The 12,888-nt window shown below is 59.5% G+C and carries 14 protein-coding genes; 3 read left to right on the plus strand and 11 right to left on the minus strand.

Annotation, left to right across the window (positions count from 1 at the left end; translation table 11 throughout):
- Nucleotides 1-224: 224 nt before the first annotated feature.
- Complete coding sequence (locus AC2YJX_RS20895) at nt 225-2,123, plus strand: ATP-binding cassette domain-containing protein (protein ID WP_487257176.1); 1,899 nt, start codon at nt 225-227, stop codon at nt 2,121-2,123.
- A 77-nt stretch (nt 2,124-2,200) separates the two neighbouring features.
- Here the strand turns inward: AC2YJX_RS20895 and AC2YJX_RS20900 are convergent, their stop codons facing one another.
- The 7 genes from AC2YJX_RS20900 to AC2YJX_RS20930 form a co-directional block, all read right to left on the minus strand.
- Nucleotides 2,201-3,298, minus strand: coding sequence for a protein-glutamate methylesterase/protein-glutamine glutaminase (locus AC2YJX_RS20900; RefSeq protein ID WP_055398272.1), 1,098 nt, complete (start codon nt 3,296-3,298; stop codon nt 2,201-2,203).
- Between the two features lie 15 nt (nt 3,299-3,313).
- Nucleotides 3,314-4,063 carry a chemoreceptor glutamine deamidase CheD gene (gene cheD, locus AC2YJX_RS20905; RefSeq protein ID WP_055398273.1) on the minus strand — a complete coding sequence of 250 codons (750 nt, stop codon included), beginning with the start codon at nt 4,061-4,063 and terminating at the stop codon, nt 3,314-3,316.
- Nucleotides 4,064-4,090: 27 nt separating this feature from the next.
- Complete coding sequence (locus AC2YJX_RS20910; protein WP_121421273.1) at nt 4,091-4,996, minus strand: CheR family methyltransferase; 906 nt, start codon at nt 4,994-4,996, stop codon at nt 4,091-4,093.
- A 101-nt stretch (nt 4,997-5,097) separates the two neighbouring features.
- Nucleotides 5,098-5,586 (minus strand): chemotaxis protein CheW, encoded by a 489-nt coding sequence (locus AC2YJX_RS20915; protein ID WP_010466005.1) that lies wholly within the window; start codon nt 5,584-5,586, stop codon nt 5,098-5,100.
- Nucleotides 5,587-5,638: 52 nt separating this feature from the next.
- The gene (locus AC2YJX_RS20920; RefSeq protein ID WP_487257177.1) at nt 5,639-7,792 is read right to left on the minus strand and encodes a chemotaxis protein CheW; all 2,154 of its coding nucleotides are present in this window, start codon (nt 7,790-7,792) and stop codon (nt 5,639-5,641) included.
- Between the two features lie 40 nt (nt 7,793-7,832).
- On the minus strand, nt 7,833-8,195 hold the full coding sequence (locus AC2YJX_RS20925; protein ID WP_010466008.1) for a response regulator: 363 nt from the start codon (nt 8,193-8,195) through the stop codon (nt 7,833-7,835).
- Nucleotides 8,196-8,244: 49 nt separating this feature from the next.
- On the minus strand, nt 8,245-8,691 hold the full coding sequence (locus AC2YJX_RS20930; protein WP_010466010.1) for a hypothetical protein: 447 nt from the start codon (nt 8,689-8,691) through the stop codon (nt 8,245-8,247).
- 182 nt (nt 8,692-8,873) lie between these two features.
- Between AC2YJX_RS20930 and AC2YJX_RS20935 the strand changes: the two genes are divergently transcribed.
- Nucleotides 8,874-9,986 (plus strand): hybrid sensor histidine kinase/response regulator, encoded by a 1,113-nt coding sequence (locus AC2YJX_RS20935; RefSeq protein ID WP_487257178.1) that lies wholly within the window; start codon nt 8,874-8,876, stop codon nt 9,984-9,986.
- Entirely contained in the window at nt 9,983-10,612 is a 630-nt protein-coding gene (locus AC2YJX_RS20940) for a response regulator (RefSeq protein ID WP_121421275.1), read from the plus strand. The genes AC2YJX_RS20935 and AC2YJX_RS20940 overlap by 4 nt, the downstream gene beginning before the upstream one ends.
- Before the next feature lie 24 nt (nt 10,613-10,636).
- Here the strand turns inward: AC2YJX_RS20940 and fliR are convergent, their stop codons facing one another.
- The 4 genes from fliR to AC2YJX_RS20960 form a co-directional block, all read right to left on the minus strand.
- Complete coding sequence (fliR, locus tag AC2YJX_RS20945) at nt 10,637-11,407, minus strand: flagellar biosynthetic protein FliR (RefSeq protein WP_228898924.1); 771 nt, start codon at nt 11,405-11,407, stop codon at nt 10,637-10,639.
- A gap of 80 nt (nt 11,408-11,487) precedes the next feature.
- Complete coding sequence (gene fliQ, locus AC2YJX_RS20950; RefSeq protein WP_015015801.1) at nt 11,488-11,757, minus strand: flagellar biosynthesis protein FliQ; 270 nt, start codon at nt 11,755-11,757, stop codon at nt 11,488-11,490.
- An 11-nt stretch (nt 11,758-11,768) separates the two neighbouring features.
- On the minus strand, nt 11,769-12,476 hold the full coding sequence (gene fliP, locus AC2YJX_RS20955; RefSeq protein ID WP_121422887.1) for a flagellar type III secretion system pore protein FliP: 708 nt from the start codon (nt 12,474-12,476) through the stop codon (nt 11,769-11,771).
- 55 nt (nt 12,477-12,531) lie between these two features.
- Nucleotides 12,532-12,888 (minus strand): FliO/MopB family protein, encoded by a 357-nt coding sequence (locus AC2YJX_RS20960; protein WP_121508462.1) that lies wholly within the window; start codon nt 12,886-12,888, stop codon nt 12,532-12,534.

Here is a 12,888-nt window from a genome sequence, read left to right on the forward strand (position 1 = left end):
ACCACGAGGCAAGTGCTCCAGCTGCAACCCCTGGACGGCAAGAGCGCCCAACATCATGAGATGCTGGGTTTTACCGGAACGCGGCCGGAGCAACACGGGCACACACAGTGCTGCAAGCGCATGTCACATGCACAGCACTACCCATGTGAAGAGACGAGCCCACTGAAGCAGCGCCGAAGATCCCCAACAGGCTTATACGGCCCCGCCCCGATAATCTTGCTCTTATGGCACTTATCACCTTACTGGACGCCCAACTCGCATTTGGGCATGTTGCATTGCTGGACCACGCTGGCTTTTCTCTGGAGACTGCGGAACGTGTCGGGCTAATCGGCCGCAATGGCGCAGGCAAATCCTCGCTTCTCAAAATTCTTGGAGGCCTGGCAAAACCTGACGACGGCTCGCTCCAGGTACAGCAAGGAGTGCGGATTGCATTTGTGGCCCAGGAACCTTCCCTGGACGCTACCGCCACCATCTTCAAGTCGGCATCCGAAGGGTTGCAGCGTGTCATCGCGATCCGCGACCAGTACCTGTCGGGTGCGGAAGGACTGGACCTGGATGCATTGCAGTCGGAGATTGAAGCGTATGACGCCTGGAACTGGGAGCAGCGGGTGGAGGAAACCCTGCAGCGACTGCACCTTGATCCGGACGCGGTGGTCGGCACGCTGTCGGGCGGGACCAAAAAACGCGTGGCCTTGGCACAGGCGTTGGTGGCACGCCCAGACGTACTGTTGCTTGATGAGCCGACCAACCATCTGGATCTTGATTCGATTGAATGGCTGGAGGACCTTCTGCTCGACTTTCCCGGCAGCGTTGTCACCATCACACATGATCGATCGTTCCTGGACCGGGTCGCTACGCGAATTGTGGAACTCGACCGAGGCCAGCTCCGGTCTTACCCCGGAAACTTTGCGCAATACCAGATACAGAAAGAAGAGCAGCTGGCGCAGGAGGCTGTCATCTCAGCCAAAGCCGACAAGCTTTTGGCACAGGAAGAGGTCTGGATACGCCGTGGCGTCGAAGCACGCCGTACCCGCAGCCAGAGCCGCATCAGCCGCCTGGAGCATTTGCGTGCGCGCCGCGAAGCACGTCGCGAGGTGGTCGGCAGCGTTCGCATGGATGTGGCAACCGGTGGTTCCAATGGCTACCAGGGCAAGATCGTCGCTGAACTGGCCGGGGTGGGCAAATCGTTCGGCGACAAGACCATTGTTCGCAACTTCACGGGGACCATCCTGCGCGGCGACAAGGTGGGACTGATTGGCCCCAATGGTGCAGGCAAGACCACGCTCCTCAAGATGATCCTTGGCGAGCTCGCGCCTGACGAGGGCACCATCCGCCAGGGAGCCAACCTGCAAGTTGCGTATTTCGACCAGATGCGCCACGCGGTCAATCTGGATGCCACGCTGGAAGACTTCATCAGCCCGGGCAGCGAATGGATCGAGATTGGCAACCAGCGCAAACACGTGAAAAGCTATCTGAGCGATTTCCTGTTCTCTCCGGCCCGCGCGCACTCTCCGGTTCGCTCGCTATCGGGTGGGGAACGTAACCGCTTGCTGTTGGCGCGGCTGTTCGCCCGTCCTGCCAACGTCCTAGTGCTGGATGAGCCCACCAACGATCTGGACATCGACACGCTGGATCTCCTAGAAGAGCTGCTGGAGAACTATGAAGGTACGGTCTTCCTCGTCAGCCACGACCGAACCTTTCTCGACAACGTCGTCACCAGCACCATCGCATTTGAAGGCGATGGACTGTGGCGAGAGTACGAAGGCGGCGTGCAGGACTGGCTGCTGCAATCCAAGCGCAGCAGGGCTCTCAACGCTTCAGCACCCGCCACCAAAAAGGTTGATGCGGAAATTTTGAGTCAAAATGCCGATCAGCGCTTATCCAGCAAGCCCGAACAGCTATCAAAAAAGAAGCTTAGCTACAAGGAGCAGCGCGAACTGGATCAGCTCCCGGCGCAGATCGCCAGCCTGGAATCCGAACAGCAGGCGCTCCAAGAGGCACTGGCAGATGGGACCCTCTACAGCACCGATCCGGCGCGGGCAGCAGTCATGACCGCGAGGGCGGGCGCGATCGAAGACGAGTTGATGGCCGCACTGGAGCGCTGGACAGCCCTGTCCGCATAGCGTTAGCCGGTCGGGGAACATAGCGCGGCCCGCAGGAAACCATTCAGCCTGCAGCGCTCAAGGGCCGCGTTATTCCATCAGATGCGGTGGTGCAGCCGATCCGTAGCGCCGCGCAGACGGGTGATCAGCGCAGGCGCGATCTGCCCCAGCGGCAGAACCTCATCAGCAGCGCCATGGGCAATGGCCTCACGCGGCATGCCAAAGACAATACAGGTCGCCTCATCCTGCACATAGTTGTAGCTGCCGGCGTCCTTCATTTCGCGCATCGCAGCCGCTCCATCATTACCCATTCCAGTGAGCATGATGCCGAAGGCGTTGCGTCCAACCACTGCGGCGGCAGATTTGAACAGCACTTCCACCGAGGGCTTGTGACGATTCACGGGCGGACCATCATCCACCACCGCCACATAGTTGGCACCACTGCGTGCTACATGGAACTGGGTGCCACCCGGCGCGATGTAGGCATGGCCAGGCAAGATGCGCTCGCCATTGACCGCCTCTTTGACCGTAATCTGACACAAGCCATTCAAGCGGGCAGCAAAGCTGGTGGTGAACCCTGGAGGCATGTGCTGGGTAATGACAATCGCGGGCGAATCCGCCGGCATTTGCACCAGCACCTCCTTGATAGCCTCCGTCCCCCCTGTGGAAGCACCAATGCAGATCAGCTTTTCGGTGGACAGACGGCCCAGGAGAGCCGAGGCTGGGGGCGCAACAGCAGCCCCGGCGCCGCCCCCTGCTGGCGCAGCGTCACGCACGGGTGCACGGCGGACCTGGGCGACCGCAGCCACACGGATCTTGTCCACGATCTGCGCAGCGAGATCATTGAGGCCGCTGGCCAGCCCCACCCGGGGCTTGGCCACAAAATCGACGGCACCCAGTTCGAGCGCTTTCATGGTCACCTCGGCGCCCCGCTCCGTCAGCGTGGAAATCATCACCACTGGCATCGGGCGCAAGCGCATCAGACGCCCCAGAAAATCGATGCCATCCATCCGGGGCATCTCAACATCCAGTGTGATGACATCAGGATTGAGCTCGCGGATCATCTCGCGTGCCACCAAGGGATCGTTGGCCGTGCCAATGCACTCCATGTCCCGCTGCCGGTTGATGATCTCGGACAGCAGACTACGGACCAGCGCCGAATCGTCCACCACGATCACCCGGATTTTCCTGCTCATTAACTCACGCCTTCCTCAAAACAGATCGACAGAACCGCCCGAGGTAGTCTTTGCCACAGTAGCTGCATTGCCACGCACTTCCTGGGCCACCAGGGTTTCGGGATGTGCGTGTGCCAATCGCTTGACCATGGCCTTCCCCGTGATGGGGAAAAAAACCACCTTGCGCGGATAAATATCCAGTACATCCTCGGAGACGATGGGAATCCGCTCCGTGTGCAGGTAGTTCAAAACAAAATTGGTGTTGCGCTCACCGACGTTCATGGTCGTGAAGTTGTGCATGACCTGCGCACCGCCAAATATCTTGGCCTGCATGGTCTCGCGCCGGGCGCCCAGCTTGAGCATCTCGTTGATCAGCAATTCCATCGCGTATGAACCATAGCGGCCCGACGCATCCGCCACGTCACCATCGGGCAGCATGAAATGGTTCATCCCTCCCACATGCGCGCGGCTGTCCCACAAGCAGGCGGCAATACACGACCCCAACACGGTCATGATGATCATGTTCTCGTCGCCCACGAAATACTCACCAGGAAGCACCTTCACAGCGTTGTGCTGGAAATGATGGTCCAGGTAGAAAAAGGATGCCTCCCCAGGCTTGCGGCTGCGCGCTTTGAGATCTTGCAGCGATGATTCCCTTGCAGGACCTGCCCCCGCAGAGTAGATGTCCGCACTCAACGGCGCAATGCGAGGGGCACGGCGCCGCTCGGACGCGCCAGAAGAGGCGGCGGCCGGAGAAAGAGAGGATCCTGATGGAATATTGGTCATGGGCTAGGTGCGAGGCAACATGGCAGGTCAGCGACGCTCGTACACGGTCTTGCCACGCAGCGTAAACAGGTCTCTGGACTCGCTAAAGTTTTCGGCATGCCCCACAAACAGCATGCCCCCGGGTTTCAGGACCCGGTGAATCCTTTCCAGCACGCGTCGCTGCGTGGCGGCGTCAAAGTAGATCATCACATTGCGGCAGAAAACCACATCGAAGGGCTCTTTGAACGGCCAGTCATCCCGGATGAGGTTCACGCTCATAAAGTCAATCGCGCGGCGCAACTCCGGCTTGGCCCGCACCATCCCCAGGTTGCCACCCTTTCCCCGCAGAAAAAACTTTTGCAGGCGCTCCGGGCTCAGCCCCTTGAGACTGTCAAGGCGGTACACCCCTTGCGCCGCCGTCGCCAGCACGCGGGAATCAATGTCACTGGCAGTCAGCTTGAAAGAAGCGTTGGCTCCCAGCGCCTCGAACGCGGTCATGACAATGGAATAAGGCTCTTCTCCGGTGGATGCCGCGTTGCACCAAACCTTCCAGCTGGCAGACGGCTTGCTCCGCAGGTGCGAAGCAAAAATCTCAAAGTGGTGCTGCTCGCGGAAGAACGCAGTGAGGTTGGTGGTCAGGGCATTGATGAACTCCTGCCACTCCGGCCCGTCGTGCGTCTCCAGCCATCCCAGATAGTCGTGAAAGCTGCTGTGGCCCGTGTCCCGCAAGCGGCGTGAAAGGCGGCTATACACCATGGCGTGCTTGCCATCGTGCAAGCTGATCCCGGCCCGTTGATAGATCAAGGCCTGCACCCGCGCAAAATCTGCATTGGTCCAGACGAATTCACGCCCTTGAGCCAGCGGCCCCGACGGCGCTGCAGCAGCGGCAAACGCTGGATCCGCCCTGCCAACGGGAGGCCGGGCTGTTGAAGAGGCACTGGTGGGTTGGGCCATATTGATCGTCCGACGGGAAATCCTGTTCGCTCCTAGAGATCTGCAAGCCACACCTGAAATCTGGCAGGTGCCGGGTCCACCACGTTGGTGACGGAGGAGTCCTACTCGTTGGCAGTCACCAGCCCCATGTCTACGCCGGACATGAGTTTCTCGATGTCCAGCAAAATCAGCATCCGCTCCCCCACCGACCCCAGCCCCAGGATGCAGCTGTTGTCGATGGCGCTTTCGATATCAGGCGCCGAACGGATGCTCTCAGGTGTCAGCTCCATCACATCGCTGACGGAGTCCACCACGATTCCGACCACCCGGTTGCGGAGGTTCAGAATGATGACCACCGTGAAGCTGTTGTAGTCGGCTTGCGCGCAGTTGAACTTGAGCCGCATGTCAACGATGGGCACGATGGTGCCGCGCAAATTGACGACACCCTTGATGAAGTTAGGGGCGTTCGCAATCCGTGTAGGTGGCTCATAGCCACGTATCTCCTGCACCTTCAGGATGTCGATACCGTACTCTTCCTGGTCGAGACGGAAAGTCAGATATTCACGGGTGCCCGTTGGCACCGCCTCTGCTGTTTTACCCATCACACTCATGGTGCTTCTCCTTTCGTGACAGCGCCGTGCCCCTGGGAACGGCCGCTTGAATCTAGTGGCGCGCCCTGCGCACCAAACCGCCTGTGTCCAGAATGAGTGCGACCGTGCCGTCACCCAAAATGGTGGCCCCCGATACGTTGGGAACCTTGCGGTAGTTCGACTCCAGGTTCTTGACCACCACCTGGTGTTGGCCCAGCAACTCATCAACCAACAGCGCCACACGGCTGCCATCCGCCTCGACCACCACCATGATGTTGCTGGATTTGTTGGGATCGAAACGTGGCACCTGGAAAATTTTCTCCAGCGCAATCACCGGCATGTATTCATCGCGCACTTTCACCAGTTGCGAACCTTGGGCCACGGTGCTCACATCGTCTGCATTGACCTGGAAGGACTCCACCACCGAAGACAGCGGAAGAATGTAGACCTCATCACTCACCCCCACGGACATGCCATCCATGATGGCCAGCGTCAGTGGCAGGCGCACAGAAACCTTCATTCCGTAGCCTTCAGCGGAATCGATTTCGACCGAACCATTGAGTGCAGCGATGTTGCGCTTGACGACATCCATTCCCACTCCACGCCCGGACACATCCGTCACCTCGTCAGCCGTGGAGAAGCCGGGCGCGAAGATCAATTGCCAGACCTCCGCGTCGCTCATCTGCTCGGACACTTCAATGCCACGCTCTTGGGCCTTGCTGAGAATCTTTTCGCGCGAGAGCCCACGGCCATCGTCGCGTACCTCAATCACGATCGAGCCGCCTTGGTGAGAGGCAGACAACGTGATGGTCCCGTGCTCGGATTTGCCTTTGGCCAATCGGTCTGCGGGCATCTCAATACCGTGGTCGCAACTGTTGCGCACCAAGTGAGTCAGCGGATCGGTGATCTTTTCCACCAGCCCCTTGTCCAGTTCGGTGGCTTCGCCCAGCGTCACCAGTTCCACCTTCTTGCCCAGCTTGTTGGCCAGGTCCCGGAGCATGCGGGGGAAACGGCTGAAGACAATGGACATCGGAATCATGCGGATCGACATGACCGACTCCTGAAGATCGCGGGTATTGCGATCCAGGTCAGCCAGCCCTGCCAGCAACTGCTGGTACGCCCCAGCATCCAGGCCCCGGCTGTTTTGCGCCAGCATCGCCTGGGTGATCACCAGTTCGCCCACCAGATTGATGAGCTGGTCGACCTTTTTCACATCGACCCGAATGGTCGTGGACTCCATCTGCGCCTGCATGGCAACCTTCGGCTCGCTGGCCTTGGGGGCTGCAGCAACCTTCACAGCTTGGGTTGGGGCCTGCGCTGCGTGAGGTGCATCCGCACGTGGGGCGCCAGGCGCTTCGCTGAAGAAACCGTAGGCCTCACCCCCAGCGGCGCCAGCAGCAAGGACCGTTTCTTCATCCTCGTCAGCGGCAACGCCCGACGCTGGCGCCGCAGCGTCACGGATCAGCACCTGTTCCTTGGCCACATGAAAGGCAAACAGGTCGAGCAGATCGTCGTTGGTGGAGGTGGTTTCCACCGCGAAACTCCGCGTATTGGCCTGTGGACTTTCTATGTCACGGATCGCCCCGAGGCCCGGGATATCCCGAAAAAGCTCCTTGATGGCATCCGCCTGCTCCAGTCGATCCAAGGGACCAATCTGAATCTCCAGGGTCCGCGCCTGTCCGGCCACCGCCGGTGTCACTACCTTCGGTGCCGGCGCTGGTGCTGCAGCCTGTGGAGCCGGAGTTGGAGCAGGTGCGGCCGGCGGCGGGGGCGGAGCGACAGCAGGGGCATCCCCGGGGACCAACCCTGCAGCAAGTTCACTAATGCGACGCACCAGTGAGGTGGTGGAAACAGCTTCGCCCTGCCCACCTGCTTGGTGGCGGGCCAGCAGGCTCCGCGAGGCGTCGGCAGATTCGAGGAGCACATCCACCATCTGCGGAATGGGCTGGAGCTCGTGGCGGCGCAAGCGGTCCAGGAGAGACTCCATCTGGTGGGTCAACTCCGCAACATCCGAGAATCCAAAAGTGGCTGAACCACCCTTGATGGAATGGGCGCACCGGAAGATGCCATTGAGTTCTTCGTCATTGGCGCTACTCAAATCCAGATCCAGAAGCATCTGCTCCATCTGGTCCAGGTTTTCGCCCGCTTCCTCGAAAAAGATCTGATAGAACTGGCTCAGGTCGAAGTCAGCACCTGCACCCGATCCTTCTTGGTAAGTTTCCGCCATCATGGGCTCCTGTGTACTTGGTGATCCCGGACAACCCGACTCAGCGGATCACTTTCTGGATAACTTCAATCAGGCGATTGGGATCGAAGGGCTTGACCAACCAGCCGGTCGCGCCAGCAGTACGTCCCGCCTGCTTCATCTGATCACTGGACTCGGTGGTGAGGATCAGAATGGGAATGGTCTTGAACTTAGGGTTCTCACGCAGTTTCCGAGTGAGCCCGATCCCGTCAAGCCGGGGCATGTTCTGGTCAGCGAGCACAAGATCAATATTGTGGCTCTCGGCCTTTTCCAGGGCATCCTGCCCATCCACCGCCTCCACGACGTGATAGCCGGCACCCGTCAGAGTGAACGACACCATTTTCCGCATGGACGGTGAATCATCTACGGCAAGGATCGATTGCATGTAAGGCTCCAACTGACTTAAATATATAGGTTAACCAGTGATGTAAAGATCAGAACAGGTCCACCGAACCGGCATCCATCTCGCTCTGCGTGACAGGGTTAGGCCGGTCGGGCGCCATCTCCGCAAAGGGCGCCGCTTCTTCGCCATCTTCATTGCCCATGGCTTCGGAAGCCAAACGAAACGCGCATCCTTGAAGCACCTTGGTCGTGTGCCATATCAGCTGGGACGCCATATCCTGGAACTGCAACTCAGTCACTGCACTGCGCAGCGCAGCGCGGGCAGCTACCAGCTCCGGGGAATCTGCAACGGCAGCATCCGTCAGCACCGCGTTTGCCTCCCCAAAGCGTTCCAGCAGGTTATCGGTAGCATGGTTGAGCAGTCCTTCCAGGCGATGCAGGTCATGCATAACGACCAGCAACGAATCCTGCAGTTCTGCCGCCACCATGACGGGAACCTGGACAGCAGGTCCTCCAGACGTTGTTAGCGTAGATTGCATCGTTTCTCCATCGCGGCACGCAGCAGCAAAGCACGCAAAAACACAGAACTACGACACCCGCACAGTGGCCCCAAGCCCGTGTGCACCGTGGTGTCAGCGCCCATTGGACGCTGACGCTGAAACCATCCCAATCGGACAAACACCCTTGTTTGTTCCAATTTGTATCCTATGATAGCGCTCCTATGGTCACCATAGCATCAGACCAGACCCTCAACATCCTGCATCTTGAAGATTCACTGGCAGATCATGAGTTGACCGCATTGACCCTGCGGCGCTCCGGTCTCCACTGCCACCTCCATCGGGTGGATTCGCTCTCCGAATTCCAGCGGCTCACAGATATCCAGCCGTTCGACATCATCTTGGCAGATTACCGGCTGCCCGGCTTCACGGCATTGGACGCGTGGGCACATGTGGTGCAAAAGCCGCAACACCCCCCCTTTATCCTTCTGTCGGGAGCCATCGGCGAGGCAGCAGCTGTAGATGCGATCCGCCTGGGCATTGCCGATTACCTGCTTAAAGACGACCTTCAGCGGCTGCCGCATGTCATTGCACGCGCCCTGGAGGTTCATGAAGCCCGTCAGGCGCGCGAACTGGCTGTCTCGCAACTGGAAGCCTCGGAGCGCCGACTGGCTGACCTGACGGAACATCTGCAAACCTCGATCGAACAGGAACGTGCGTCCATTGCCCGCGAGATCCATGACGATATCGGCGGCGCACTGACCGCCGTCAGGTTCGATGTGGCATGGATCGGACGCCATTGCACCAATACGGAGATGCAAGAGCATGCAGCCTCAGCGGCAGAGATGCTGCAGCATGCCATTGGAGCAAGCCAACGCATCATGATGAACCTGCGCCCCCCGATTCTTGAACAGGGACTGGTGGCAGCGGTGCAATGGCTTGCCGCCGGATTTGAGCGTCGCTCGGGCATTCCCGCCCGGGTTATCAGCAGCAGCGAATCTATCCGGGCCACCGCAGATATTCAGCTGGTTGCCTATCGCACAGCGCAGGAGGCGCTGACCAACATCTCCAAACACGCACATCCCCGCACAGTGCACATTGACCTCTCCGACAAAGAGGATGTCCTGACATTGGAAGTGACTGACGATGGGCAAGGCATTGACCCCTGCATGCTCGAAAAACCAAAAGCCTTTGGGCTCAAAGGCTTGCATGAGCGTGCCCGGACCGTGGGGGGATGGCTGGACATCAGCAGTCGGCCCGGCCAGGGCACGTCGGTGATCCTGTCCATACCGCTAACATCGCACCCAACACCACCAGCTCCAGGAGATGCGCAGTGATTCATGTGGTCCTGTGCGATGACCACGCCGTCTTGCGGCGTGGAATACGCGACACGCTGGCCGACGCGCCCGACATCCAGGTAACTGGCGAGGCCGGAGGATATTCCGAGTTGCGCGAGGTCTTGCGCTCCGCCGCCTGCGACGTATTGCTGCTGGACTTGAATATGCCGGGCCGCAGCGGCTTGGAGGTGCTCACCAGCTTGCGCGAAACCCATTCCGCCATCAAGGTGCTGGTGGTCTCGATGTATCCAGAAGATCAGTACGCCCTGCGCTGCCTGAAAGCTGGCGCGCAAGGATATGCCAACAAGGCAGGGGACCCGGTCGAGCTGATTGCTGCCGTGCGGACCGTCATGCAGGGACGCAAGTACCTCACGGCAGAAGTGGCGCAGATGCTCGCGGACAGCCTGGCACAGCCTACGCCGGAAGCGCCACACACGGCCTTGTCGGAGCGGGAGCTGCAAACGCTGGTCAAAATCGCGTCCGGACGCAGGCTGTCGGACATTGCAGAAGAGCTGATGCTGAGTCCAAAGACAGTGAGTGTCTACCGTTCACGGGTGCTGGAAAAGCTCAAGCTGTCCAACAATGCGGAGCTTACCGTCTACGCCATCCGAAACCAGCTGGTCTGAACCTACCCCCAGCGCCACCTATGACTACCGCTGAGCAGCAAACAGATCGACTGCCTGCTGCATGAGCGCGAGCACGGGTTGCTCCAGTAGCGGCAGTGTGGCCACAATACCCAGCATGCCTACCGTCAACGTCACGGGGAAACCGACCGCATAGATATTCATTTGTGGTGCCACGCGGGAAATGATGCCCAGCGTCAAATTGACAAACAGCAACAGCGCAATCATCGGCAGAGCGATCCAGAGCGCGCTGGCGAACAGCGACGAGCCCAGTTCATAAAGGCGCATCTGCCCGAGCGCATGCAAAAAGTTTCCATCGACAGGAAAGCGGTCAAAGCTTTTCACCACGGCCATCAGGATCAGCAAGTGACCATTGATGACCACAAAAAGCAGCATGGCCATATGCCCAAAAAACCGCGCAACGGCGCTGATCTGCGCATTGGACGACGGATCAAAGAACGACGCGAAATTCAAACCCATCTGCAAACCGATGATTTCACCCGCCAGTTCCACGGCCGCAAACACCAGCCTGACAGAGAAGCCGATCGCAAGGCCCACGGCCACCTGCTGAGCAACAGCACCAAACGCCTCACGACCATTGACGCTGATGACCGGCTGATCACCCAGCACACCCTGCGCGCACAGTGCCACCAGAAACGCCAGTCCAATTTTGACGCGCATGGGAACTGTGCGCATGGAGAACACCGGCGCGACCGAGAACACGGCCAGCACGCGCAAAAAGGGCCACAGAATGGGCGAAAGCCAAGCCATCAGCTGAGCCTCGGTGAAAGTGATCACACGATCCTCAACGGGCTTCGAAGCGGGCGTCTGGAGGACCCGGCTTCAGGAAAAAACCCATAGCTCGCCCTCTCACCGGGCTAGCCAATCATCGAAGGAATCGATTCGATGGTCCGGCGGATAAAGTCCACCAGGGTGCTGAGCATCCAGGGGCCTGCAATGGCAAAAACCACCATCGCAGCAATGAGCTTGGGAACAAACGCAAGCGTCGCTTCGTGGATCTGGGTTACGGCCTGAAAAATGCTCACGAGCAATCCCACCGCCATGACGACCCCGAGCACGGGCATCGAAATCATCAGAAGCAATGTCAGCGCATCACGCCCGATGGTCAGCACCATTTGTGAAGTCATTGGCAGCTCCTTCAGGGTACAAAACTGGCAGCCAGCGAGCCAATCAGCAGGTTCCAGCCGTCCGCAAGCACAAACAGCATGAGTTTGAACGGCAGTGCCACCAGCACCGGAGACAACATCATCATGCCCAAAGACATGAGGATGCTCGACACCACCATGTCGATCACCAGAAACGGAATGAAGATCATGAACCCGATCTGAAACGCCGATTTCAGTTCACTGGTGACAAATGCAGGCACAAGCACCCTGAGGGGTGCAGTTTCTGCGGTCACACTGGAATCCAGTCGCGCCAAGCGGGAAAACAGGGCAAAGTCAGACTGCCGGGTCTGCTTGAGCATGAAACTGCGCATCGGCGCTTCGGCCTTTTCCAGAGCCTGTTCAAAACTGATGGTGTTATTGGTGTAAGGCACATAGGCATCCTGGTACACACGGTCCAGGGTAGGCCCCATGACAAAAAAAGTGAGAAACAGCGACAGCCCGATGATGACCTGGTTGGGCGGCGCGGACTGGGTGCCCAGCGCCTGGCGCAACAGCGACAAAACAATCACGATCCGGGTAAAGCCGGTCATCATGAGCAGCACCGCTGGCAAGAAGGAGAGCGCCGTGAAGAACAACAGTGTCTGAATAGGCACCGAGTAGCTGTTGCCAGACGGACCGCTCCCCACCACCAGCGGCAGGGACCCGGCAGACGCCTGCGCGAAGGCCAGGTCATGCCCCATGAACCCCACAGAAGCGACCGCTCCCAGCAGCGCCACGCGACGGGTGAGCGATACATCAGCCATTGGCGGTGCTTCCTGGGGCGTTCACGGCGGACGCGACTGCCTGCGCGAAAGAAGGCTCCGCTCTGGGTGCCGAATGGGGGGCAGCTGACAGACCAGCAGGAAACACATGCAGACAGCTCACTTGCTGAGCGGTAACGCCCAGCACCAGCCAGGTTCGCGCATGCTCGGGCCCGACTTCCACCGTCACCACGCGCTGATGGGGGCCGACAGCCACTGCGGACAGTACCCGGGACGCGGCTCCCACACCAGCGCTGCCTGCAGCCTGCCGCTGCTGCAACCGGCGGACAAGCCAGGGCAGTAGAGCCATGGCCCCCACAAAAAGGACGACCACGACCAGCGTCTGGGTCAT

The organism is Acidovorax sp. SRI_002 (assembly GCF_057586455.1).